Source organism: Nocardioides donggukensis (assembly GCF_014842875.1).
Lineage (GTDB): Bacteria > Actinomycetota > Actinomycetes > Propionibacteriales > Nocardioidaceae > Nocardioides > Nocardioides donggukensis.
In genome coordinates this window covers 908966-933651 of the sequence record NZ_JACYXZ010000001.1, presented here as the reverse complement: position 1 = coordinate 933651, position 24686 = coordinate 908966, and the positions used below count along the sequence as shown (strand labels likewise).

Annotated in this window: 22 protein-coding genes; 10 read left to right on the top strand and 12 right to left on the bottom strand. The window is 71.9% G+C overall.

Features of this window, described 5'->3' with window-relative positions:
- Positions 1–19: 19 nt before the first annotated feature.
- Both IE331_RS04620 and chrA read right to left on the bottom strand, forming a co-directional pair.
- Positions 20–640 (bottom strand): mycothiol-dependent nitroreductase Rv2466c family protein, encoded by a 621-nt coding sequence (locus tag IE331_RS04620; RefSeq protein WP_192140912.1) that lies wholly within the window; start codon positions 638–640, stop codon positions 20–22.
- 46 nt (positions 641–686) lie between these two features.
- Positions 687–1817, bottom strand: a complete 1131-nt coding sequence (gene chrA / locus IE331_RS04615) for a chromate efflux transporter (protein WP_192140906.1) — start codon at positions 1815–1817, stop codon at positions 687–689.
- 42 nt (positions 1818–1859) lie between these two features.
- Between chrA and pepN the strand changes: the two genes are divergently transcribed.
- Positions 1860–4406: an aminopeptidase N gene (gene pepN / locus IE331_RS04610; RefSeq protein ID WP_192140904.1), complete on the top strand. Its 2547-nt coding sequence runs from the start codon at positions 1860–1862 to the stop codon at positions 4404–4406.
- Between the two features lie 69 nt (positions 4407–4475).
- Here the strand turns inward: pepN and IE331_RS04605 are convergent, their stop codons facing one another.
- Positions 4476–4865 carry a TPM domain-containing protein gene (locus tag IE331_RS04605; protein WP_192140902.1) on the bottom strand — a complete coding sequence of 130 codons (390 nt, stop codon included), beginning with the start codon at positions 4863–4865 and terminating at the stop codon, positions 4476–4478.
- Positions 4852–5256, bottom strand: a complete 405-nt coding sequence (locus IE331_RS04600; protein WP_192140900.1) for a hypothetical protein — start codon at positions 5254–5256, stop codon at positions 4852–4854. Before IE331_RS04600 ends, IE331_RS04605 begins: the two co-directional genes overlap by 14 nt.
- A gap of 61 nt (positions 5257–5317) precedes the next feature.
- Here IE331_RS04600 and IE331_RS04595 point away from each other — a divergent pair, with 61 nt between their 5' ends.
- On the top strand, positions 5318–6364 hold the full coding sequence (locus tag IE331_RS04595) for a mechanosensitive ion channel family protein (RefSeq protein WP_201931063.1): 1047 nt from the start codon (positions 5318–5320) through the stop codon (positions 6362–6364).
- A gap of 76 nt (positions 6365–6440) precedes the next feature.
- On the opposite strand, the gene IE331_RS04590 is transcribed toward IE331_RS04595, so the two are convergent.
- Positions 6441–6866 (bottom strand): OsmC family peroxiredoxin, encoded by a 426-nt coding sequence (locus IE331_RS04590; RefSeq protein WP_192140898.1) that lies wholly within the window; start codon positions 6864–6866, stop codon positions 6441–6443.
- A gap of 98 nt (positions 6867–6964) precedes the next feature.
- Between IE331_RS04590 and IE331_RS04585 the strand changes: the two genes are divergently transcribed.
- The gene (locus IE331_RS04585; protein WP_192140896.1) at positions 6965–7351 is read left to right on the top strand and encodes a globin; all 387 of its coding nucleotides are present in this window, start codon (positions 6965–6967) and stop codon (positions 7349–7351) included.
- Here IE331_RS04585 and IE331_RS04580 read toward each other — a convergent pair.
- Positions 7335–8204 carry an acyl-CoA thioesterase gene (locus tag IE331_RS04580; protein WP_192140894.1) on the bottom strand — a complete coding sequence of 290 codons (870 nt, stop codon included), beginning with the start codon at positions 8202–8204 and terminating at the stop codon, positions 7335–7337. The genes IE331_RS04585 and IE331_RS04580 overlap by 17 nt on opposite strands.
- An 87-nt stretch (positions 8205–8291) precedes the next feature.
- Here IE331_RS04580 and IE331_RS04575 point away from each other — a divergent pair, with 87 nt between their 5' ends.
- Positions 8292–9509, top strand: coding sequence for an acetyl-CoA C-acetyltransferase (locus IE331_RS04575; protein ID WP_192140892.1), 1218 nt, complete (start codon positions 8292–8294; stop codon positions 9507–9509).
- Positions 9510–9765: 256 nt separating this feature from the next.
- Positions 9766–10272, top strand: coding sequence for a MarR family winged helix-turn-helix transcriptional regulator (locus tag IE331_RS04570; RefSeq protein ID WP_192140890.1), 507 nt, complete (start codon positions 9766–9768; stop codon positions 10270–10272).
- Positions 10273–10315: 43 nt separating this feature from the next.
- On the opposite strand, the gene ettA is transcribed toward IE331_RS04570, so the two are convergent.
- The 5 genes from ettA to IE331_RS04545 form a co-directional block, all read right to left on the bottom strand.
- Positions 10316–11998 (bottom strand): energy-dependent translational throttle protein EttA, encoded by a 1683-nt coding sequence (gene ettA / locus IE331_RS04565; RefSeq protein ID WP_192140889.1) that lies wholly within the window; start codon positions 11996–11998, stop codon positions 10316–10318.
- 51 nt (positions 11999–12049) lie between these two features.
- On the bottom strand, positions 12050–12562 hold the full coding sequence (locus IE331_RS04560) for a single-stranded DNA-binding protein (RefSeq protein WP_192140887.1): 513 nt from the start codon (positions 12560–12562) through the stop codon (positions 12050–12052).
- Positions 12563–12728: 166 nt separating this feature from the next.
- Positions 12729–14384, bottom strand: a complete 1656-nt coding sequence (locus IE331_RS04555; RefSeq protein WP_192140885.1) for a YfjP family GTPase — start codon at positions 14382–14384, stop codon at positions 12729–12731.
- 48 nt (positions 14385–14432) lie between these two features.
- Positions 14433–16160, bottom strand: coding sequence for a GTPase family protein (locus tag IE331_RS04550; protein ID WP_201931061.1), 1728 nt, complete (start codon positions 16158–16160; stop codon positions 14433–14435).
- The gene (locus IE331_RS04545; protein WP_192140878.1) at positions 16157–17293 is read right to left on the bottom strand and encodes a PrsW family intramembrane metalloprotease; all 1137 of its coding nucleotides are present in this window, start codon (positions 17291–17293) and stop codon (positions 16157–16159) included. The genes IE331_RS04550 and IE331_RS04545 overlap by 4 nt, the downstream gene beginning before the upstream one ends.
- A 49-nt stretch (positions 17294–17342) precedes the next feature.
- Between IE331_RS04545 and IE331_RS04540 the strand changes: the two genes are divergently transcribed.
- Positions 17343–18785, top strand: a complete 1443-nt coding sequence (locus tag IE331_RS04540) for an aminopeptidase P family protein (RefSeq protein ID WP_201931059.1) — start codon at positions 17343–17345, stop codon at positions 18783–18785.
- 31 nt (positions 18786–18816) lie between these two features.
- Here IE331_RS04540 and IE331_RS04535 read toward each other — a convergent pair whose 3' ends face one another.
- Positions 18817–19515 carry a FadR/GntR family transcriptional regulator gene (locus IE331_RS04535; RefSeq protein ID WP_201931057.1) on the bottom strand — a complete coding sequence of 233 codons (699 nt, stop codon included), beginning with the start codon at positions 19513–19515 and terminating at the stop codon, positions 18817–18819.
- Between the two features lie 135 nt (positions 19516–19650).
- Here IE331_RS04535 and eat point away from each other — a divergent pair, with 135 nt between their 5' ends.
- Genes eat through IE331_RS04515 form a run of 4 tightly spaced genes read left to right on the top strand, consistent with a single transcriptional unit; the run spans position 19651 to position 24584 of the window.
- The gene (gene eat / locus IE331_RS04530; protein WP_192140874.1) at positions 19651–21084 is read left to right on the top strand and encodes an ethanolamine permease; all 1434 of its coding nucleotides are present in this window, start codon (positions 19651–19653) and stop codon (positions 21082–21084) included.
- Positions 21085–21112: 28 nt separating this feature from the next.
- Positions 21113–22492 carry a glutamine synthetase family protein gene (locus IE331_RS04525; protein WP_192140872.1) on the top strand — a complete coding sequence of 460 codons (1380 nt, stop codon included), beginning with the start codon at positions 21113–21115 and terminating at the stop codon, positions 22490–22492.
- Positions 22489–23229 carry a gamma-glutamyl-gamma-aminobutyrate hydrolase family protein gene (locus IE331_RS04520; protein WP_192140871.1) on the top strand — a complete coding sequence of 247 codons (741 nt, stop codon included), beginning with the start codon at positions 22489–22491 and terminating at the stop codon, positions 23227–23229. Before IE331_RS04525 ends, IE331_RS04520 begins: the two co-directional genes overlap by 4 nt.
- Positions 23226–24584 (top strand): aldehyde dehydrogenase family protein, encoded by a 1359-nt coding sequence (locus tag IE331_RS04515; RefSeq protein WP_192140870.1) that lies wholly within the window; start codon positions 23226–23228, stop codon positions 24582–24584. Before IE331_RS04520 ends, IE331_RS04515 begins: the two co-directional genes overlap by 4 nt.
- Positions 24585–24686: the final 102 nt, after the last annotated feature.

Sequence of the window (24686 nt, the reverse complement as noted above, 5' to 3'; positions counted from 1 at the left end):
CGCGTGATGCGCCAGTTGCTCAGGTGAAGTCGAGGTCCCCGGCCCGGCTCCGCTTGAGCTCGTAGAAGTCCGGGAAGCCGGCCACGGCGACCGCGCCGTCCCAGATCCGGCCGGCCTGCTCGCCACGCGGGATGCTGCCCAGGACCGGCCCGAAGAACGCCGAGCCGTTGATCGAGATGGTCGGGGTGCCGACCTCGTCGCCGACCTGGTCCATGCCGGCGTGGTGGGACTTCTTGACCGCGTCGTCGTGCTCGCCGGAGGTCATGGCGTCGGCCAGCGTGGTCGGCAGCCCCACCTCGGCGAGAGCGGCCTCGACCAGCGCCCGGTCGGGCTTCTCCTGCTGGTTGTGGATCCGCGTGCCCATCGCGGTGTAGAGCGGCAGCAGCACCTCGTCACCGTGCGCCTGGGCGGCGGCCACGCAGACCCGGACGGGCCCCCAGGCGTCCGCCAGCATCGCGCGGTAGTCGTCGGGGATGTCCTTGTCCTCGTTGAGGTAGGCAAGGCTCATCACCCGCCAGTCCACCGAGACGTCGCGGACCTGCTCGACCTCGAGCATCCACCGGGAGGTGATCCAGGCGAAGGGGCACAGCGGGTCGAACCAGAAGTCGGCGTGGTCGCGGGCGGCGGTCGTGGTGTCCATAGGGGGGGTGAACGGCCTCGTGGGACCCGGCATTCCGTCGTGTGACTCACACCACGGAGATCAGGCCGACCAGCCCGCCGGCCGCGATGTACCACGCGCTGTTGAGTCGGGTCCGCACCAGCAGCACCAGCGTCACCACCGCGATCCCCGCGGTCAGCGGGTCCACCACGGCCGAGCGACCCAGCTCCCAGGACACCCCGGCCATCAGCGCCAGGGCGGTCGCGTTCACGCCGTCCAGCAGGGCCGAGGTCCACGCCGAGGCCCGCAGCCGGTCCGTGATCCGGGTCAGCAGCCCGACGAACACGAACGACGGCAGGAAGATCGCCACGGTGGCGAGCAGCGCACCCAGCGGGCCGGCGACCACGTAGCCCAGGAAGGTCGCCGTCGTGAAGACCGGCCCCGGGGTCACCTGCCCCACGGAGACCGCGTCGACCAGCTGGTCCTGAGTGATCCAGCCGAGGCGGTCGACGAAGTCCCCCTCGAGGAAGGCCAGCAGGACGTAGCCGCTCCCGTAGAGCACGGCACCGATCTTCAGCATCGTGGCGAACAGCTCGGCGAGCTGGCCGGCCGTGGGGTCGGGGAAGGTGGTCCCACCGGTGAGCAGCAGCGGCACCCCGAGCAGGCCGGGACCGGCCGGCCGGGGAAGACGCGTGGCCAGGTGGGCCAGACCGGCCACGGCGGCGCCCCCGAACAGGACCACGAGCTCGGGCACCCCGAGCAGGTACGCCGCCAGCGCCGCGGCAGCGAGCAGCACCAGCCACCGGGTCCGCAGCACCGTGCGCAGCAGGGCGACCAGGGCATGGACGATGATCGCGATCACCGCGGGGACCACGCCGTACAGCAGTCCCTCGACGGCCGGCACCTCGCCGTACTCGACGTAGGCCCAGGCCAGGCCGGTCACCATCAGGGCGGCCGGGACGATGAAGCAGGCCCCGGCCACCAGCAGGCCCCGCCACCCGGCCCGGTCGTGGCCCAGGTGGATGGCCAGCTCGGTGGAGTTCGGGCCGGGGACCAGGTTGGTGGCGCCCATGAGGTCGACGAACCGGGCGTCGTCGACCCAGCCCCGGCGCCGGACCAGCTCCTCGCGCATCAGCGCCGTGTGCGCGGCCGGTCCCCCGAACGCGATCGTGCCCAGCCGCAGGAACACACCCGCCACCTCGCGGACCCGGGACGCCATGGGCACCATCCTGCCCCGCGCGCCGGGTGACATGATCAGCCCATGCCTGGAACCAACCTCACCCGCGAGGAGGCGCAGACCCGCGCCGCGACCCTCGCCGTCGAGTCGTACACCGTCGACCTCGCCCTGACCACGTCCGAGACCACCTTCGCCTCGACGACCACGCTCCGGTTCACCTGCTCGGAGCCGGGCACGGACACCTTCGCCGACCTGGTCGACGCGACCGTGCACGAGATCACGCTGAACGGGGTCGCGATCGACCCCGCGACGGCGTACTCGGACAGCCGGATCGCGCTGACCGGGCTGGCCGCGGAGAACGAGCTCGTGGTGCGGGCCGACTGCACCTACAGCCGCACGGGCGAGGGGCTGCACCGGTTCGTGGACCCGGCCGACGGCCGGGTCTACCTCTACTCCCAGTTCGAGGTCCCCGACGCCCGCCGGGTCTTCACCACGTTCGAGCAGCCCGACCTGAAGTCCGTGTTCACGTTCAACGTCACCGCGCCCGAGCACTGGAAGGTCGTGAGCAACGCGGCCACGCCCGAGCCGCGGCCCGTCGGTGAGGGCACCGCGGTGTGGAACTTCCCCGCCACCGAGCGGATGTCGACCTACATCACCGCGCTCGTCGCCGGCGAGTACCACGCCGTCTTCGACACCTACCGCGGCAAGCACGGCGAGATCCCCCTGGGCCACTACTGCCGCCAGTCGCTCGTCGAGCACCTCGACGTGGACGAGCTGGTGCTGTTGACCAAGCAGGGCTTCGAGTTCTTCGAGGACGCCTTCGACTTCCCCTACCCGTTCGGGAAGTACGACCAGCTCTACGTGCCGGAGTACAACATGGGCGCGATGGAGAACGCCGGCTGCGTGACGCTGCGCGACGAGTACCTCCCCCGCAGCCGCCAGCCGCGCTCGTTCTACGAGTTCCGGTGCTCGGTGATCCTGCACGAGATGGCGCACATGTGGTTCGGCGACCTGGTCACGATGAAGTGGTGGGACGACCTCTGGCTGAACGAGTCGTTCGCCGAGTGGGCCTGCTACCACGCCGCCGTCGAGGCGACCTCGTACGACGAGTCGTGGACCGGCTTCACCAACGCCCGCAAGCAGACCGGCTACCGCCAGGACCAGCTGCCCTCGACGCACCCGATCGCGGCCGACAACTACGACCTGCAGGCGGTCGAGGTCAACTTCGACATGATCACCTACGCCAAGGGCGCGTCGGTGCTCAAGCAGCTGGTCGCCTGGGTCGGGCTCGAGCCCTTCCTGGCCGGGCTGCGGCAGTACTTCAAGGACCACGCGTTCGGGAACTCCGAGTTCGCCGACCTGCTCGCGGCGCTGGAGGCGTCCTCCGGCCGCGAGCTCGACGGCTGGGCCAAGGAGTGGCTCCAGACGGCCGGGGTGAACACCCTCACCCCGGAGTTCGAGCTCGCCGAGGACGGGACCTACTCCTCCTTCGCGGTCCGCCAGACGGCGTCGGCGGAGCAGCCGGCCCTCCGTCGGCACCGGCTCGGCATCGGTCTCTACGACGAGGTCGACGGCCGGCTGGTGCGGCGTACCTATCTGGAGACCGACGTCGTCGGCGAGCGCACCGAGGTGGCCGAGGCGGTCGGCGCCGCCCAGCCCGACCTGCTGCTGCTCAACGACCAGGACCTCGCCTACGCCAAGATCCGGCTCGACGAGCGCTCGCTGGCGACCCTGCTCGGCGGGCTGGGGCGGCTCGACGACTCCCTCGCCCGCGCCCTGTGCTGGGGCGCCGCCTGGGACATGACCCGCGACGCCGAGCTGAGCGCGTCCGCGTTCGTCGACCTGGTGCTCGGCTCGATCGCCGACGAGACCGATGCGTTCGGCCTCAGCGTGATCCCGCGCTACGCGGCGATGGCGGTGAACTCGTTCACGGCCCCGGAGAACCGCGAGGCGGTGCGGGCGAGGTGGGAGCGCGGGCTGCGCGGGCTGCTGTCCTCCGCCGAGCCCGGCAGCGACCACCAGCTGACGTTCGTCCGCGCCCTGGCCGGGGCCGCCCACAGCGACGCCGTCCTGGCCGAGCTGGAGGGACTGCTCGACGGGAGCGTCAGCATCGACGGCCTCGAGGTGGACACCGACCTGCGCTGGACCCTGGTCGGGGCCCTCGCCCGGGCCGGTCGGGCCGACGGCGAGCGGATCGACGCCGAACTGGCTCGCGACACCACGATCTCCGGCCAGGAGCGGGCGGCTGCCGCCAAGGCGGCGCGGCCCACGGCGGCCGCGAAGGCCGAGGCCTGGGAGATGGCGATGGTGCGCGACGACGTGCCCAACGAGACCCAGCGCTCGGTCGTGCTGGCCTTCCACCAGCACGGGCAGGACGACGTGCTCGAGCCCTACGTGGAGGCCTACCTCGACGCGGCGGAGACGATCTGGGACGAGAAGGGCACCCAGCGGGCCTCGACCGCGCTCGAGTTCATGTTCCCGAAGCCGCTCGCCTCGGGATGGCTGCTGGAGCGGGTCGACCGGTGGCTGGCCACCACGACCGCCAACCCGGCCGCGCAGCGGTACGTGCGGGAGGGTCGGGCCGAGGTGGCGCGCTACCTCGCGGGCCAGGCCCGCGACGCCCAGGAGTGACCTGTGGCCGCCCCGGCTCCGGCCGGGGCGGCCCTCAGACGGACCCTCCGACGGCCCTCAGAGGGACCCTCAGACGGACTCGGTGTGCAGCGTGCGCTGCGGCCGGGCGTGCTCGGCGAGCATCCCGATGCCGCGCTTCAGGCCGCCGACGAGGTCGTCGGCGGCGAAGCAGGACTGCATGTCGAGCAGGACCAGCTCGACCTCACGGTCACTCAGGTCGCGCCTGACCTGGGAGCCGGTGACGATCTCGAGGAGTCGGGCCGTCGGGTCGACCATGATCAGGATGCTGCGGTCCGGCGCCGTCAGCGAGGCGTGCAGCCTGCTCGCGAACGGGTGGGACTCCTCGTCGGCCGTGCCGACGAAGACGGAGATCTCGTACCGGCAGGAGGTCTCGGCCTGCCGGATCGCCCGGTCGATCTCCTGGCGCTCGCGGGCGCTGAAGAGGTCACCACTGGCCACGTGCGCCCCCGGTCCCGCCGGTTCCGCTGTCGGCCGCGCCCTTCTCCAGCTCGGCCGCCGCCACCCGATCGGCGGCGCTCAGGCCCTCGCGCGGGCCTCCGAACCACTCGCTCTCCGGCGTCGAGCCGGGCAGGCCCACCCGCTCGCCCTTCACCAGGGACGGCAGGGCGACGGCGAGGCCGACGAGCAGGAACAGCGCCAGCGGACCACCGACCAGCAGGGCGATCGCCTCCAGCGTGTCCACCGGGGCCGGGTCGCTCCAGCCCTCGGGGACACCGGCCTGGGCCGGGGCTGCGAGGAGGATCACAGAGGCTGCGGCGGTCATCGAGGCGGCCGCACAGGCGGCGCGGACGACCGATCGGGTGGGGCTCGGAGCAGGCGTGATGATCACGACACCCATCGTATCGGCTCTCGGCTTGGGGCCTGACCCCACGAGCCGTAGCCTCCGTCACATGTCGGTTCTGAACGAGTACACCGAGTGCGACCCCGACCAGGCGATCTCCTGCCGGGTCGTGTGGCGGATGACCGCGAACGAGACGCTGGCCGACCTCGCGGAGTGGGTGATCGGCAAGCCCCTGGCCATCCTCGGCCTGGTGCTCATCGGCCTGTTCACCCGGTGGGTGCTGCACCGCGTCATCGACCGCACCGTCCGACGCGCCGAGGAGGGGGTGATCCCCGGCAAGGCGAGTCGCCTGAGCCTGGGCCACTCCGGCAGCGGCAGCAAGCTCAAGGTCGGCGCGCAGACCAACGCCAACGCCAACCGCCGGGTGCAGCGGGCCCGCACGATGGGCTCGCTGCTGAAGAGCATCACCACCGGCGTGGTCATGACGATCGTCGTGATCATGTCGATCGACAAGCTCGGCTACAACGTGGCGCCGCTGATCGCCAGCGCCGGGATCCTGGGCCTGGCCCTCGGCTTCGGCGCGCAGAGCCTGGTCTCCGACTTCCTCTCCGGCATCTTCATGATCGTCGAGGACCAGTACGGCGTGGGTGACGAGATCGACCTCGGTGAGGCCATCGGCACGGTCGAGGCGGTGAGCCTGCGGGTGACCCGGCTCCGGGACATCAACGGCACCGTCTGGTACGTCCGCAACGGCGAGATCATGCGGGTCGGCAACATGAGCCAGAACTGGGCGCGGACCGTGCTCGACATCAGCGTCGGCTACGCGGAGGACCTGGTGAAGGTCCGGCGGGTGCTGGAGGACGTCGCCCACGACCTGTGGGAGGACGAGGACTTCCACGGCAAGGTCATCGAGGAGCCCTCGGTGTGGGGCGTGCAGGACCTCGGCGCCGACGGCGTCTCGGTCCGGGTGGCCCTCAAGACCGCCCCCGGCCTCCAGTGGGGCGTCGCCCGCGAGATGCGGCAGCGGATCAAGGCCCGCTTCGACTTCGAGGGGATCGAGATCCCGTTCCCGCAGCGGGTCGTCTGGCACCGCGGCTCCGACGCCGGCGCCGACGAGGCGGCCGAGGAGGCCGCCCGCGAGACCACCACCTCCTGACCCTGCCGGTCGGGTGCCCGGGCGTGGTTGCCGTAGCAGCCACCCGAGCACCCGACCCGGGGTCGAACGGCGAGGATCAGGCCAGCGAGGCGCTCAGCGTGATCGTGGTGCCGGACAGCGCCTGGCTGACCGGGCAGCCGGCCTTGGCGGCCTCGGCCTTCGCCACGAAGTCCTCCTCGGAGAGGCCCTCGAGGGTGCCCTTCACGGTGAGGTGGATCCCGGTGATGCCGGTGCCCGGCGTGAGCTCCACCTCGGCGGTGGTGTCCAGCGCGACGCCCGTGGCGCCGGCGTCGGCCAGCTCCTTGGACAGCGCCATCGAGAAGCAGCTCGAGTGCGCCGCGGCGATGAGCTCCTCGGGGCTGGTCTTGCCGTTCGGCGCTTCCGCGCGGGCCGGCCAGGACACGTCGTACGTGCCGAGGCCGCTGGACTCGAGGGTGACCTGACCGGTGCCCTCGAGCAGGCTGCCTTCCCAGTGGGTCTGTGCGGTGCGCGTGGTTGCCATCGCTGCATTGCTCCTTCGTCGGTGATCGGGTTGCCGTTGCCGAGTCTTCCACCCGCCCGGTTGGGACCCGGCCCGGGCCGGTCGGCACAATGGGCCCGATGAGCAGCACGGAGCAGACCTTCTACGACGAGATCGGCGGATACGAGACGATCCGCCGGATCGTCGAGGTGTTCTACGCGGGCGTGGCCGAGGACGAGGTGCTGCGTCCGCTGTACCCCGAGGCGGACCTCGGCCCGGCGGAGGAGCGGTTCCGGCTGTTCCTGGTTCAGTACTGGGGCGGGCCGACCACCTACTCCGAGGCCCGGGGCCACCCGCGGCTGAGGATGCGGCACGCCCCTTTCGCGGTGACCCCCGTGGCCAAGGAGCACTGGCTGAAGCACTTCCGCGAGGGCCTGGACGCGGTTGAGCTGACGCCGGAGCAGGACGCGCGGTTCTGGGACTACGTCACGCACGCCGCGCAGTTCATGGTCAACTCGTTCGAGTGACCTCGCGCTGCAGCAGCTCGCGGTAGTGGTCGGGAGCCGGGGCCGCGCGCTGGGTCCCGGGGTCGAAGGTGACCATGACCACCCGGGCTCGGCTGAGCAGCGTCTCGCCGTCCCGGATCTCCGACTCGATGACGAACGACGACGTCCCGACCTCGGCGACCCAGGAGTGGACGTCGTACGGCTCGGTGCGGAACACGATCGGGATCCGGTAGTCGACGTCCATCTGGGCGGTCACCATCGGCACCTCCCGCGCGCCGCCGGGAGCCTCGCCCCACAGGCGCGACATGTAGACGATGCGCGCCTCCTGGAAGTACTCGAAGTACTTCACGTTGTTGACGTGGGCGTAGAGGTCGACGTCGGAGAACCGCACCCGGATCGGGTAGTGCCCCTGCTCCAGGTGCCGGACCGGGCCGGGCCGGCTGCGCTCCGGCAGCGGGTCCTCCCCCAGGAAGGAGGTCAACGTCTCCTTCTCCCCGGGCGTGATCCGGCGCGGCCGCTCCTCCGCGAAGACGTACGGCGTCAGGACGGTCTTGGCGCGCAGGTAGACGACCCGGCCGTCCTCGGTCTCGTCGTAGACCTCGTAGGCCATCGTGAAGGAGGCGGCCCGGATCTCGGTGACCCAGGACTCGATCCGCACCGGCGCCATCCGGAAGGTCAGCGGCGCGAGGTAGCGCACCTCGTGCCGCACCACGACCACCCCCTCGGCGAGGTCGATCGCCCGGGTGTCGGGGGCGTGGGTGAGCAGCATGTCGATCCTGGCTTCCTGCAGGTAGTCGACGTAGGTCACGTTGTTGACGTGCCCGAGCAGGTCGAGGTCGGCCCAGCGCACCGGGCACTCGTAGACGTGGCGCACGTCATGATCGTCGCAGACCCACCTCCCACGGGACCGCAGTAGGGTGCAGAGAGGTCCATCGCCCTCCCCCGCAGATCGGAGACCTCCATGCCCGAGGCCGTCATCGTGTCCGCCGCCCGCTCCCCCATCGGCCGCGCCAACAAGGGATCGCTCAAGGACTTCCGTCCCGACGACCTCGCCGCGCTGATCGTGCGGGAGGCGCTCTCGAAGGTCGAGGGCCTGGACCCGAACACCGTCGACGACCTCTACCTGGGCTGCGGCCTCCCCGGCGGGGAGTCCGGCAACAACATGGGCCGGGTCGTCAACGTGCTCAACGGCATGGACGCGGTGCCCGGCGCCACGATCACCCGCTACTGCGCCTCGTCGGTGCAGACGACGCGGATGGCCTTCCACGCGATCAAGGCCGGCGAGGGCGACATCTTCGTCTCGGCCGGCGTCGAGACCGTCTCCCGGTTCGCCAAGGGCACCTCGGACCACATCCCGGGCACCCGCAACCCGCTCTTCGAGGACGCCGAGGCCCGCACCGCGAAGCTGGCCGAGGGCGGCCAGGACTGGCAGGACCCCCGCGAGAGCGGCCAGCTGCCCGACGCCTACATCGCGATGGGGCAGACCGCCGAGAACGTCGCCCGCATGCGCGGCCTGAAGCGCCAGGAGCTCGACGAGTTCGGCGTCCGCTCCCAGAACCTCGCCGAGAAGGCCATCAGCGACGGCTTCTGGGCCCGCGAGATCACCCCGGTCACCACGCCGGACGGCACCGTGGTCTCCGCCGACGACGGCCCGCGGGCCGGGGTCACCTACGAGGCCGCCTCCCAGCTGCAGCCGGTGTTCCGCCCCGACGGCGTGGTCACCGCGGGCAACTGCTGCCCGCTGAACGACGGCGCCGCCGCGGTGGTGGTCATGTCCGACACCAAGGCGGCCGAGCTGGGCCTGACGCCGCTGGCCCGGATCGTCTCCACCGGCGTCTCCGGCCTCTCCCCCGAGATCATGGGCCTGGGCCCGGTCGAGGCGACGAGGAACGCGCTCACGTACGCCGGCATGAGCATCGGCGACATCGACCTGGTCGAGATCAACGAGGCGTTCGCGGCCCAGGTCGTGCCGTCCTACCAGGACCTCGGCATCGACATCGACCGGCTCAACGTCAACGGCGGCGCGATCGCCGTGGGGCACCCCTTCGGCATGACCGGCGCCCGGCTGCAGAACACGATGCTGAACTCCCTCGACTGGCACGACAAGTCCACCGGCCTGATCACGATGTGCGTGGGCGGCGGCCAGGGCATGGCGATGGTCCTGGAGCGGATGGGCTGACGCGCCGCGGCCAGTGACCCGAACGGCGAACCGTGAGGCTGCGCGTCAGCGCATCCGCGACCATCAGACTCGAGCGGATGGGCTGACGCGCCGCGGCCAGTGAGCCGCTCAGGGCGAGGCTCTACGTTCTGCAGGTTCCAGGGCCCGGAAACCTGCAGAACGTAGAGCCTGAGCGGCCTCCTGCGGCGCTACTTGCATCACCCATGAATTCCGCGGTTCGGCAGCGCACGGAGGCCCGATCTATACACTGGCGCTCATGACCGAAGGCCTCCACCTGGTCGTGCCCGAAGAGGTGCGCTGGCTCGACCCGGAGCAGCAACGTGCTTGGCGCGCGTTCTGCGTCGGCACCACCCTCCTCTTCGACCGCCTCGACGACGAGCTGCGCGCCGAGGTGGGCATCGGCATGAACGAGTACGAGGTGCTGGTCCGGCTCTCGGAGGCCGAGGACAACCGGATGCGGATGTCGACGCTGGCCGACGCCATGTGCTTCAGCCGCAGTCGGATCACGCACACGATCGCCCGCATGCAGCGGGACGGGCTGGTCGAGCGAACCGCCGCGTGCGACGACGGGCGGGGGATCATCGCCCAACTCACCGACCGCGGGATGAGCACGCTGGTGGAGGCGGCACCCACCCACGTGAGCGGGGTGCGGGCCCACATCGTCGACCTCGCCGAGGCCGGCGACTTCGCCGCGCTCGGCCGGGTGATGGACGCGGTCGTGGACCAGCTTGCCGCCGCGCACCCCGAAGCCGACCTGCGCTGAGACCGACCTGCGCTGAGTCGGGCAGTCGCGGCTCAGTCGCCGCTCAGTCGCGGGTGAGCCGCCGGTGGGTGACCCGGTGCGGCCGGGCCGCCTCGGCGCCGAGGCGCTCGATCTTGTTGGCCTCGTAGGAGGCGAAGTTCCCCTCGAACCAGAACCACTTCGCCGGGTCCTCCTCGTCGCCCTCCCAGGCCAGGATGTGGGTGGCGACCCGGTCGAGGAACCACCGGTCGTGGGAGGTGACCACGGCACAGCCAGGGAACTCGAGCAGCGCGTCCTCCAGGGAGGACAGGGTCTCCACGTCGAGGTCGTTGGTGGGCTCGTCGAGCAGCAGCAGGTTGCCGCCCATCTTGAGCGTGAGCGCGAGGTTGAGCCGGTTCCGCTCACCACCGGAGAGCACGCCCGCCTTCTTCTGCTGGTCCGGGCCCTTGAACCCGAACGAGGCGACGTAGGCGCGTGAGTTCATCTCGAAGTTCGCGACCTTGATGAAGTCCAGGCCGTCGGAGACCACCTCCCAGACGTTCTTGTCCGGGTCCAGCCCGCCGCGGCTCTGGTCCACGTAGGAGAGCTTGACGGTCTGGCCGACGTCGAGCTTGCCCTCGTCGGGCTGCTCCTGGCCGGTGATCATCCGGAACAGCGTGGTCTTGCCGACGCCGTTGGGGCCGATGACGCCGACGATGCCGGCACGCGGCAGCGAGAAGCTCAGGTCGTGCATCAGCGTGCGGCCCTCGAAGCCCTTGCCGAGGTCCTGCGCCTCCAGCACCACGTCGCCCAGGCGCGGGCCGCCGGGGATGTTGATCTCGCCGGTGTCGATCTTGCGCATCCGGTCCGCCTCGGCGGCCATCTCCTCGTAGCGGGCCAGACGCGACTTGCTCTTGGCCTGGCGGGCCTTGGGGTTGGAGCGGACCCAGTCCAGCTCGCGCTCCAGCAGCTTGGCGCGCTTGGCGTCCTTCTGCCCCTCGATCTTGAGCCGGTCCTTCTTGGTCTCCAGGTAGGTCGAATAGTTGCCCTCGTAGGGGTGTGCCTTGCCGCGGTCCAGCTCCAGGATCCACTGCGCCACGTTGTCGAGGAAGTACCGGTCGTGGGTGACGGCCAGGACCGCACCGGGGTACGCCGCGAGGTGGCTCTCCAGCCACTGGACCGACTCGGCGTCGAGGTGGTTGGTGGGCTCATCGAGGAGCAAGAGGGAGGGCTGCTGGAGCAGCAGCTTGCACAGCGCCACCCGGCGCCGCTCGCCTCCGGAGAGGTTGTCGACGAGCACCTCGGGCGGCGGGCAGCGCAGGGCGTCCATCGCCTGGTCGAGCCGGCTGTCGAGGTCCCACGCGTTGGCGTGGTCGAGGTCCGTCTGCAGGTCGCCCATCTCGGCGAGCAGGGTGTCGTAGTCGGCCTCCGGGTCGGCCAGCTCCTCGGAGATCTGGTTGAACCGGTCCAGCTTGCCCTTGATCCCGCCGACCGCCTCCTCGACGTTCTCCAGGACCGTGCGGCCCTCGGTGAGCGGGGGCTCCTGCTGGAGCATCCCGACCGTCGCCTCGGGGTCGAGGATCGCGTCGCCGTTGTTGGCGTGGTCGAGGCCGGCCATGATCTTCAGCAGCGACGACTTGCCGGTGCCGTTGGGTCCGACGACGCCGATCTTGGCGCCGTGGAGGAACGACAGGGTCACGTTGTCGAGGACGACCTTGTCGCCGTGTGCCTTGCGCACGTTGCGCAGTGTGAAGACGTAGTCAGCCATGGCACCGGAGCCTACGTGCCGCAGACCCCGGCGACCCAACCGGGCGGGACGCTACGCGGCCGGCTCCGCGGACGCCGAGGCGCCCTTGTCGTCCTCCACCATGTCGTCCAGCGTCTCGCCGGCGCTGCTGATCTGCGGCCCGCCCACGCCGTACCCCGCGTTGGCCTCCCGCAGGGCCGAGTCGTCGGCCTCGCCGGTCCCACCGCCCAGGCGCTTGGTGAACTCGGAGACGCCCCGACTGAGGTCGTGGCCGACGGCCACCGCCTCGACGACGAACGACTGGACCTTGACCCCGGCGGGGTCGGTCCAGACCTGCGCCGTCAGCTTGCCGTGCACCGTGACCGGGTCGCCCTGGCGCAGGCTGTCGAGGCAGTTGCGGCCCAGGGTCCGCCAGGCGTTCACGGTGTACCAGGTGGTCTCGCCGTCGGTCCACGCGTTGTCGCGGCGGTTGTACCGACGCGGCGTCGAGGCCACCCGGAAGGTCGCGACGGACGCCGAGCCGACGATCCGCTCGGTCACGTCGCTGCCCAGCCAGCCGGTGAGGGTCACGTAGGTCTCGTTCATGGGGGTCTCCTGTCGTCGTGGCGTGACGACGAGCAAACCGGCAACCGGGGTCGGCCGGGCCGACCCCATCGACAGCCTGTGGAGGGACCTGTCCCGTCGGCGGGCTGTGCGCGACAGGCGGGTCGGCCCCGCGCAGCGCTCAGCACAGCGCAGCGCGGCAGGCAGCTCAGCGCAGCGCGGCGCTCAGGCCGTGCCGGACCTGGTCGTAGGACGACAGCTCGGCCTCCACGGGGCTGAGCACCAGCTCCACGCAGACGGTCCGGATCTTCGCCCGCAGCCGCCGGTCGGCCGCGGCGGCCCGGGAGCGGGCGGTCAGCGAGACCAGCACCCGGCTCAGCAGCGCCAGCAGCACGCCCGCGAGCACGCCGCCGAGCAGCAGCAGCGTCGGCAGCGGGACCCCCAGCACGGCCGGGGTGCCGGGGTCCGGCGCCCGCAGGTAGGCCATCACCGCCAGCGCACCGAGCCACACTCCCCCGGTGATCGCACTGAGGATCAGCAGCCACTGGAGGGCCCGCACCAGGCCCGCCCACCAGGGCAGCTTGGCCACCCCGAGGTCGGTCGAGGCCAGCCCCTGGTCGAGCCGGTCGCCGACGTCGTCGAGCCGGGAGGTGGAGGCCCTCCGGATCGCCGTCTGCCAGGGGCGGGACAGGTCGGCGCCGACCTCGTCGGCGAGCTCGCGGACCGCGGAGTCGACCCGGGCCCGCTGCACGGGTGTCTGCTCGGGCACCGACGTGCGTCCGGCCCGGGTGAGCGCGCGGCCGTCCTTGCCGAGGTCCAGGTGCAGGCGCTTGAGCGGGTCCGGCCGGAGCCGCGAGAGCCACGCCGTGACCGGCCACCCGGTGGCCCGGTTCGCACGGTGCCGGGTGGAGGCGGCCACCGCCTCGACGACCACCGGCACCCCGGCGGCGTCGGCGAAGGCGTTCTCGAGCTCGGTCATGCGCTCGCGGCGCGGGGACTGCGGCTTGCCGGTCCCGGAGGCCTCGGCCAGCGCCTCGGCCACCTCACGCACGTCGGCCTCGAGCCGGGTCCGGGTGGCCTTCTTGCTCGCCACCCGCCGGGCCATCTCGTCCTTCAGGTCGTCGAGGCCGGTGCCCTCCCGCGCGCTGATGGCGAGGACCGGGACCTCCTCGAGGCCGTCGGCGTCGAGCAGCCGGCGTACGTCGTCGAGCATGGCCTGCCGGCCGGCGACCGGCACGCTGTCGATGTGGTTAAGCACCACCAGCATCACGCCGGCGTGGCCGGAGAGCTGCTTGAGGTAGCGCTCGTGGATCGCAGCGTCGGCGTACTTCTGCGGGTCGAGCACCCACACCAGCAGGTCGGCCAGCTTGACCAGCCGGTCCACCTCGAGGTGGTGGGAGACCTCGGTGGAGTCGTGGTCGGGGAGGTCGAGCAGCACGGTGCCCTGGAGCCGGGTGTCCTCCCGGCCGGTGTCGAGCATCGAGTCCCGGGTCACCTGGTGCCGGGACGGGATCCCGAGCCACTCGAGGAGCTCCTCGGCGCCCTCCCGGCCCCAGACGCAGGCGGTGGCCCACGAGGTGGTGGGGCGGCGGACGCCGACCGCCGAGAGCTCCAGGCCGGTGAGCGCGTTGAAGGTCGAGGACTTCCCGGAGCCGGTGGCGCCGGCGATCGCGATGACGGTGTGCTCGGCAGAGAGACGCAGCCGCCCGGAGGCGCGGTCGACCACCTCCGCGGCGGCGTCGACGAGTCCGTCGTCGAGCCTCCCGCGGGCGTGCTCGACCGCGACCTGGAGGCCCGCCACGCGGGCACCCACGTCGGACTTCCTGGAGACCATCTTCCGGGCTCCCTCGAGCAATGCGGTCATCAGCTCCCTCGGAACAGTGGATCGGTCGGCACGGTGGTGGGGGTCAGCCTATGCAGGCTGACCGCCTTCCACCGAACGAAGGGCGAACCGCTCGTCGTCGATCCGGCGAGCCGCGTCCCGCACCCGGTCGGCGGCGCCCTCCTGCACACCCAACGCGTCAAGGAGCCTCAGGTAACGCTCGAGCTCCTCGGCCATCAGCGCCTCGACCCGGGTCTGGAGGTCCTTGCGGGCCCGCTCGGCCAGTCGGCGGACCGCGTTGTCGCCGAAGACGGCCTCGAGCAGCTTCTGACCGAGGACCGCGCTGCCGCCGGCGATGCCGGCCTCGGCCCCGACCAGGACGCCGCCGGTGTGGGCGAAGACCACGACCATCAGTGCGACCGAGAGCCCGTTGACGCCGTAGGCGAGGAAGCGGGCCGTGGTGCGCTTGTCGGCGCCCTCGCTGCGGACCATGTCGAGCACGTCCTGCTGCCACTCGCGGACGGCCCGCTCGGCACGGCGGCGGAAGTCGCGCGAGGCGCGGCCGAGGTCCGGGCCGCCCTCGAGCAGGCTGCGGCCGTGGGCCACCGAGCGCCAGGAGGCCTCGGCCCGCTCGGCCGCCGCCTCGGCGTGCTCGAGCAGCAGCGTCTCGAGGCCCGACTCGACCGCGACCGTCACCCGCTCGACCTGCTGGGGCTTGCCCTTGACCGTGTTCACGATCCGGTCCCGGACCCGGCCGACGCGTGACTCCAGCGAGCGCAGCAGCTCACCGGTGCCGACGAACTCCTGCCAGCGGGCCAGCACCTCGCCGCGCAGGAGGGTGCCGTCGGCGCTGGCTCGGGAGACCGCCTCGACCGCCTCGTCGTAGACCGAGACCGCGTCGGCGCGCAGTGCATCGGTCGCGGCGGCCTGCTCCCCCACGGCGTCGGCGACGGTGTGCGCGCGACGGGCGATGCTGCGGATCGCGCCCTCGAGGGTCTGGCGGACGACCGCGGCACGGGCGTCGACGTCGGCGGCCAGCGAGCCGAGCCAGCCGCTGACGTCGGCCACGGCCGCGGCGGGCAGCAGTCCGTCCTCGTCGACCGTGCCCTCCAGCACCGCGAACAGCGGCGAGTCCTTCAGCCCGCGGCTCGAGAGCATCCGGGCGAGGTGCGTGGAGACCGTCTCGACCGCCTCCGGCGGGGTCCGGTCGAGCACGATGGCCACGGCGGTGCTGCGCTCGGCGGCCTGCTTGAGGAAGTCCCAGGGCACCTGGTCGGCGTAGCGGGCCGCGGAGGTCACGAACAGCCAGAGGTCGGCGGCGGCGAGCAGCTGACCGGCCAGGGTGCGGTTGCGCTCCTCCACCGAGTCGACGTCGGGGGCGTCGAGGATCGCCAGACCCTGTGGCACGGTCCGCGCGGCGACCAGCTGGAGGGCGGAGGGGTCACCGGTGGCCCGGGTGGTGCGCTCGAGGTCGGGCAGGATCCGGTCCTGGCCGAACCAGTGCGCGTCGTCGGGGTGGTGGACCAGCACCGGCGAGCGGGTGGTGGGGCGCAGCACGCCGGGCTCGGTGACCCTGGTGCCGACCAGGGAGTTGACCAGCGTCGACTTGCCGGCCCCGGTGGAGCCGCCGACGACCGTGAGCAGCGGCGCCTCGATCGTGGTCAGCCGCGGGATGACGTAGTCCTCGAGCTGGTCGATCATCTCGGTGCGGGTCACCCGGTGCGCCTCGGCGTCGGGCACGTCGAGCGGAAGCGGTGCCTCCTGCAGCGAGCTGCGCAGCCGCACCAGCGCGGTGAGCATCGTGGTCGAGTCGGTCATGCGTGCCGGCCTCCGAGAGAGTTGGCGAGCGCCGGGAAGGCGATCGCGGGTCGGGCGGCGTGCATGCGCTCCACGAAGCCCTGTCCGCGGGTGGCGTAGTCGCCGGGCGCCGTGCCCCGCAGCACCCGGTGGTGCAGGTAGCCGAGCTCGACGGCGGCCTGCTGGTAGTCGCGCATGGCCTCCAGGCCCGGCCTGCCCCCGTGCTCCAGGGCGAACCGGCGGGCCGCGCGACGGGCCCGCAGGTGGACGACGTGCGGGACGTCCTCGAGCGGCATCAGCCCGCGCTGCGCCGCGTCGCGCAGGGCCCGGTCGAGTACGCCGCGCTCCCGGGTCCGCATCCAGACCGCGAAGCCGGCCATCACCAGGAAGCCGGGGATCATCACCAGCAGGTAGACCGCGATGAAGCCGACGCCGTCGGCGAGCAGCGTGGACCCGTTCCAGAGGGCGTGCGCGGCGACCGCGACGACGTACCCGAGGAGCGGGGCGACGACCTTGACCGTGCGGATCCGGCTGGTGATCGCCACCCCCACGCCGATCCCGATGAACGCGGTGAACAGCGGGTGCGCGAAGGGGCTGGCCACGCCCCGGATGAGGAACAGCAGGCCGAGGCCGTTGATGCCGCCGGGGCCCATGCCGTCGGTGCCGTTGTAGGCGGCGGCCAGGTAGAGGATGTTCTCGGTGAACGCGAAGCCGATGCCGACCATGCCGGCGTACACGATGCCGTCGAGGATCCCGTCCAGCTCGTTGCGACGCCAGAGCAGCAGCAGGAGCAGGAACAGCCCCTTCGTGGCCTCCTCGGTGACCGGTGCCGCGACCGCGAGGCTGGCGCCGTCGGACAGGGGTGTGATCAGGCCGCCGATGCCCTGGAGGACCAGCGCGAGCAGGGTGGCCACGAAGGCGCCCCACGCGAGGCCGGCCGCGAGCAGCGAGCGCGGCTCGGGCTCGTAGCGGTCCAGCCAGAGGTAGGCGGCCACGAGCGGCCCGACCGGGATCAGGGCGAACAGGGCGGCGGTGACCACCACCATGGGCTCGCCGGACAGGGCGAGGAGCAGCGCGATCGGGACGGCCGCCACGGCCGCGATCGACGAGACCACGACCGTGAAGACGATGCTGTCGCGGCGACGTACGGGCATGGTCGGGAGCCTATCGGCTCGCCCGCAGCGGAGTCGTATGGTGGCAGGTGTGAGCGAGACCGACGACACGACCCGAAGCCGGCCCACGGACGCAGGAGAGCAGGTGCGCACCGAGTCCCACGACCCCAAGGTGCCCGAGGCCTGGTCGGCCTTCATGCGCACCGGGTGGGGCGACCGCGAGCTGGACCTGCCGCCGCACCCGGTGACCGAGTGGGCGGCGCAGCGGCGGGCACGGCTGGCCGACGCCTTCCCGGGCGAGCGGCTGGTGCTGCCGGCGGGCGGCTTCAAGGTGCGCAGCAACGACACCGACTACCGGTTCCGCTCCGACACCGCGCACACCTACTTCAGCGGGAACCAGACCTCCGACGCGGTGCTGGTCGTCGAGGACGGCGAGGGCGTGCTCTACGCCCGCCCGCGGTCGAGCCGCGACACCGACGAGTTCTTCCGGGACCGGCAGTACGGCGAGCTGTGGGCCGGGCGCCGTCCCTCGCTGCACGAGATGTCGTCCTCGCTGGGCCTGCCGTGCCGCCACATCGACGAGCTGCCGTCGGCCCTCGCGAAGACCGGCAAGACCCGGGTCCAGCGCGGGGTCGACGCCGGCGTCGACGCGCTCGTCGCCGGGGACCCCGACCGTGACGACGAGCTGGCCCGGGTCGCCTCGGAGCTGCGGCTGGTCAAGGACGAGTGGGAGATCGGCCAGCTGCGCGAGGCCTGCGACATCACCGCCCTCGGGTTCGAGGACGCGGTGCGGGACTGGGGCAACGTCCTGAAGTACGGCGAGCGGTGGATCGAGGGCACCTTCTTCCGCAGGGCCCGGGCCATGGGCAACGACATCGGCTACGACTCGATCGTGGGCGGCGGCAAGCACGCGACGACCCTGCACTGGATCGAGAACTCCGGCCCGGTGACGCCCGGCGAGCTGCTGCTGCTCGACATGGGCGTGGAGGGCACCAACCTCTACACCGCCGACGTCACCCGGACCCTGCCGGTCGACGGGCGCTACACCGGGCTCCAGCGGGACCTCTACGACCTGGTGCTCGAGGCCCAGGTGGCCGGCATCGACGCGGTCCGCCCGGGCGTCGCCTTCCTGGCCCCGCACCTGGCGGCGATGACCGTGCTGGCGCACGGGCTCGGCGACCTCGGCCTGCTGCCGGTCTCGCCGGAGGAGGCCCTGGACCCGGAGAGCAAGGTCTACTCGCGCTGGACCCTGCACGGCACCAGCCACATGCTCGGGCTCGACGTGCACGACTGCGGTCGGGCCGCTCCCGAGGCCTACGCGCAGGGCACGCTGGCCGAGGGCATGGTGCTGACCGTCGAGCCGGGGCTGTACTTCCAGGAGGACGACCTGCTGGTGCCCGAGGAGCTGCGCGGGATCGGGATCCGGATCGAGGACGACATCGTGGTCACCCGCGACGGCTGGGCGAACCTCTCCGACTCGCTGCCCCGCGAGGCCGACGCCGTCGAGGAGTGGATGGGCCGGCTCCAGGGCTAGCGGCTGCTCCGCGGCCGCCGCTCCGGGGGCCTCAGCCGAGGAACCCGCGCAGCAGGGCCGCGGTGCCGTCGAGGTGGTCGAGCATCGCCGCCCGTGCCGCGGCCGGGTCCCCGTCGAGGATCGCGACCACCACCTCGGTGTGCTGGGCGTTGGCGTGGTCGAGGTTGGTCGGGAGCAACGGGATCCGGTCGAGCAGGGAGTTGACCCGGGCCCGGGTGTCCGCGACCGCCGCCAGCAGGCTGGGGGTCCCGCTCAGCTCGGCGATCCGGAGGTGGAGGCGGGAGTCGAGCGGCCGGTACTGCCCCACCGAGCACTCGGTCAGCTCCACGTGCAGCGACCACAGCTCCTCGCGCTGCGGCCCGGTCGGCCCACGCTCGGCGGCCAGCTCGGCGGCCGCCGGCTCCAGGATCCGCCGCAGCGTCAGGATGTCGGAGACCTCGTCCGCGTCCAGTGGCGCCGCCGGACGGTGCGGCAGGGCGTCGGCGACGTACGACCCGCCGTAGCGGCCCCGCCGCACGGTCACGTAGCTGCTCGCCTTGAGCTCGGCAAGGGCCTCGCGGAGCGTGGTCCTCGAGACCCGCAGCTCCTCGGCGAGGTCGCGCTCCGAGGGCAGCCGGGAGCCGGGCGGGAACTGCCCGAGGCGGATCGACCGCACCAGGCGCTCCATCGTCTCCTCGAAGACGTTGCCGACCCGGACCGGGGGGACGGTCGGCCTGATCTGCTCCCGCACGAGGTCAGGCTACGCCCGGACGCCGCTCGTCCCGCCCGGACCCTTGACGCCTCCGCCCGCGGGGTCCAGACTCCGAAACAGTCAATGGTCTACAACTGATCCAATGATTCGAGGCTGTGTGGCATGAGGGACGGCATGAAGAAATCGAGCGTCGACTACACAGCCGCGCAGGCCGGCTACATGGAGCACCGCCAGCTCAAGGCGGGTGCCGCGGGCTGGATCCTGCTGGCCGGGCTCGGGGTCAGCTACGTCATCTCCGGCGACTTCGCCGGCTGGAACTTCGGCATCGCCGAGGGCGGCTGGGGCGGCCTGCTGATCGCCACCATCCTGATGGGGATCATGTACACCTGCATGGTCTTCGGCCTGGCCGAGATGTCCTCGACCCTGCCCACCGCGGGCGCCGGCTACGGCTTCGCGCGTCGCGCGCTCGGCCCCCTGGGCGGCTTCGCGACCGGGGTGGCGGTGCTCATCGAGTACGCCGTCGCGCCGGCCGCGATCTCGGTCTTCATCGGCGGCTACATCGACGCGCTCGACCTGTTCGGCATCACCGACGGCTGGTGGATCTACCTTGTCGCCTACGTGGTCTTCGTCGGCGTGCACCTCTGGGGTGTCGGCGAGGCGCTGAAGCTGATGTTCGGCATCACCCTCATCGCCGTGGTGGCGCTGATCGCCACCGTGGTCGGCCTGATCCCCAAGTTCGACGCCGCCAACCTGTTCAACATCGACCCGGACGGCTCGGCCCTGTCCAGCAGCTTCCTGCCGATGGGCGTCTCGGGGCTGCTCGCCGCCTTCGTCTACGGCATCTGGTTCTTCCTGGCGGTGGAGGGGGTGCCCCTGGCCGCCGAGGAGACCTCCGACCCCAAACGCGACATGCCGCGCGGCATCATCGTCGCGATGCTCGTGCTGCTGGTCTTCGCGGCCCTGATCCTCACCGTGGTCCCGGGCGCCGCGGGCGCGCAGGTGATGGGCGAGTCGACGAACCCGTTGCCGGAGGCGATCCGGGTCGCCTACGGCAGCAACTCGCTGCTGGCGGACTTCGTCAACTACGCCGGCCTGGCCGGCCTGATCGCGAGCTTCTTCTCCATCATTTACGCCTACTCCCGACAGCTGTTCGCGCTCTCCCGCGCCGGCTACCTGCCCCGGTGGCTCTCGCTGACCGGCGGCCGCAAGACGCCGTACGTCGCCCTGATCGTGCCCGGCACCATCGGCTTCCTGCTCGCGGCGATCGTGCGCGACGGCGACGTGCTCATCAACATCGCGGTCTTCGGCGCCACCGTCTCCTACGTGCTGCTGAACCTGTCCCACATCCTCCTGCGCCGCAAGGAGCCCGACCTCGAGCGCGGGTACCGCACGCCGGGCGGTGTCGCCACCACCGGGGTCGCCCTGGTCCTCAGCGTGATCGCGGTGCTGGCGACCTTCGTGGTCGACGTCCGGGCGGCCGGCGTGACGGCGGCGGTCTTCGTGGCGTTCGTGGCCTACTTCTGGTTCTACAGCCGGCACCACCTGGTCGGATCCGCGCCGGAGGAGGAGTTCGCCCAGATCACCCAGGCCGAGTCCGACCTGCGCTGAGCAGCCCCCACCCCGCAAGGAGCCGTAGATGCCTGAGTCCGACCACCCCCGCAGCCCCCGCATGCTCACCGTCGACGAGGTGCGGGCCGCGATCACCGGTGGCCAGGTCGACACCGTCGTGGTCGCGTTCACCGACATGCAGGGTCGCCTGCAGGGCAAGTTCCTGCACGCGGCGTACTTCCTCGACCACGCCCTGGTCGACGGCATCGAGGGCTGCAACTACCTGCTCGCGGTCGACACCGAGATGAACACCGTCGAGGGCTACGAGATCTCGTCGTGGGAGTCCGGCTACGGCGACATGGAGTTCGTGCTCGACCTGGACACGATCCGCTGGGTTCCCTGGCTCGAGCGCACCGTGATGGTGCAGTGCGACCTGGCCACGACCGACGGCGAGCCGGTGCCGATGTCGCCGCGCTCGATGCTGCGGGCCCAGGTCGACAAGGCCGCGGCGAGCGGGTGGAAGGCCGTGGCCGGCACGGAGCTTGAGTTCGTGGTCTACCGCGACAGCTACGAGGAGGCGTGGACCAAGGGCTACCGGGACCTGACGCCGGGCAACCAGTACAACGTCGACTACTCGGTGATGGGCTCGGGCCGGGTCGAGCCGCTGCTGCGGCGGATCCGCGGCGACATGTACACCGCGGGCATGGTGGTGGAGTCCGCGAAGGGCGAGTGCAACTTCGGCCAGCACGAGATCGGCTTCCTCTTCGACGACGTCGTGACCACCGCCGACAACCACAGCGTCTACAAGACCGGCGCGAAGATGATCGCCGCCGACCTGGGCCAGTCGGTGACCTTCATGGCCAAGCCGAACGACCGCGAGGGCAACTCCTGCCACATCCACCTGTCGCTGCGCGGCCAGGACGGCAGCACGATCTTCTGGGACGAGGAGAGCGGCGAGCGCACCGCGCTCTACGACAGCTTCATCGCCGGCGTCCTGGCCACGATGCGGGAGTTCACGCTCTTCTACGCCCCCAACATCAACTCCTACAAGCGCTTCGCCCAGGGTTCCTTCGCCCCGACGGCCGTCGCCTGGGGGATGGACAACCGCAGCTGCTCGGTGCGGCTGGTCGGGGAGGGCGCCTCGGCCCGGCTGGAGAACCGGCTGCCCGGCGGGGACGCCAACCCCTACCTCGCGCTCGCCGCGATGATGGCCGGCGGCCTCTATGGCATCGAGCAGGAGCTGGAGCTCGAGCCGATGATGGTCGGCAGCGCCTACGACTCCGACGCGCCGCACGTGCCGCACACGCTGCACGAGGCCCGGGACCTGTTCCGTGACTCGAAGATCGCCCGCGCGGTGTTCGGGGACGCGGTCGTCGAGCACTACGTCCACTTCGCCGACGTGGAGATCGAGGCGTTCGACGCCGCCGTCACCGACTGGGAGCTGCGGCGCGGATTCGAGCGGCTGTGACCGGCCGGGCCGCCCGGGTCGGCCTCACGACGTACTTCAAGGAGGCCGCGTGGGGCGACTGGCGCCGGGTGGCGGCCCTGACGCCGGAGACGTACGTCGGGGCGGTGGTCCGCTCGGGTGGCACGCCGCTGCTGCTGCCGCCGATCGGCACGGACACCTCCGTCCTGGAGTTGCTCGACGCACTCGTGGTCATCGGCGGCAGCGACATGGAGCCGGCCCGCTACGGACAGGACCCGCACCCCACGACCCGCCCCGAGCCCTATCGGGACGACCACGACCTGGCGCTGGTGCACGCGGCACTGCAGCGAGGTACGCCGCTGCTCGCGATCTGCCGCGGCGTGCAGGTCCTCAACGTCGCCCTGGGCGGCACGCTCCACCAGCACGTCCCGGACGTCGTCCCGGGCATGGCGACCGAGCCGGGCGGACCCACCCTCTACCAGCCCGGCCCGGGCCAGTACGGCCAGGTCGAGGTGCGCACCGAGCCCGGCTCGCGGATCGCCGCCGCCCTCGGTGAGACGACGACCGTCCCCTGCTACCACCACCAGGCCGTCGACCGGGTGGCCGACGGCCTGCGGGTCACCGCCCGCTCGCCGGACGGCCTCGTGCAGGCACTGGAGCCTGAGGGCCCCGCCTGGACGCTCGGGGTGCAGTTCCACCCCGAGGAGGACCCCACCGACGACCGGCTCTTCGCCGCCCTGATCCAGCACGCCCACCGCATGGAGGACAGCCACCGATGACCACGTCCGTGCTCAACCCCGCCACCGCGGAGCCGATCGCCGAGGTCGAGAGCCTCGACCGGGCGGCGACTGACGAGGCGATCGCCCGCTCGACGCGGGCGCTCTCGTCGTGGCGCCGGACCTCGGCCGCCGACCGGGCACGGCTCCTGCGCCGGTTCGCCACGGTCGTCGACGACCACCTCGAGGAGCTGGCCCAGCTGGAGGTGCGCAACGCCGGCCACGCCATCGGCAACGCCCGCTGGGAGGCCGGCAACGTCCGCGACGTGCTCGAGTACTACTCCGGGGCGCCGGAGCGCCACCTCGGGCACCAGATCCCGGTCGCCGGCGGCACCACCGTGACCTTCCACGAGCCGCTCGGCGTGGTCGGCGTGATCGTGCCGTGGAACTTCCCGATGCCGATCGCCGGCTGGGCGATCGGCCCGGCCCTGGCCGCCGGCAACACGGTCGTGCTCAAGCCCGCCGAGCTGACCCCGCTCACCGCGCTGCGCCTGGGCGAGCTGGCCCTCGAGGCGGGCATCCCCGAGGGCGTGCTGCAGATCCTGCCCGGCAAGGGGTCCGTGGTGGGCGAGCGCTTCGTGACCCACCCGGACGTCCGCAAGGTGGTGTTCACCGGCTCCACGGAGGTCGGCCGCTCGATCATGCGCGGCTGCGCCGAGCAGGTGAAGCGGGTGACGCTGGAACTGGGCGGCAAGAACGCCAACATCGTCTTCGCCGACGCCGACCTGGCGGCCGCGGCGGCGGCGGCACCTGCCGGTGCGTTCGACAACGCCGGCCAGGACTGCTGCGCCCGGTCCCGGCTGCTGGTCCAGCGCCCGGTGCTCGAGGAGTTCCTGGCCGCGCTCGCCCCGGCCGTCCAGGGCTTCGTCTGCGCCGACCCGGCCGCCGAGACCACCGAGATGGGGCCGTTGATCTCGGCCGCCCACCGCGACCAGGTCTCCTCCTACGTCTCCGGGCGGGAGGTGTTGGTGCAGGGCTCCTGCCCCACGGGGGACGGCGGCTTCTGGTTCCCGCCCACGGTCCTGGGCGCCGAGAGCCCCGACGACCCGGCGTTCACCGACGAGATCTTCGGACCCGTGATCAGCGTGCTGCCCTTCGACGACGAGGAGGAGGCGGTCCGGCTGGCCAACGACACGGCGTACGGTCTGGCGGGCTCGATCTGGACCCGCGACGTCGGCCGCGCGCTGCGGGTGGCCCGCGGCGTCGAGGCCGGGAACCTGTCGGTCAACTCGCACTCCGCGGTCCGCTACAACACGCCGTTCGGCGGGTTCAAGCAGTCCGGGCTCGGGCGCGAGCTCGGCCCGGACGCGCTCGACGCCTTCTCCGAGGTCAAGACCGTCTACCTCGCCGACGACTAGGCCCACTCCCCCAGCCCTGGCCCCTGTTCCTTCCTCTTCCCCCTACCCCTACCCCTTCCCTTCCCCTACCCCTTCCCTTTCCCCGCAGCAGCCCCAGGAGGC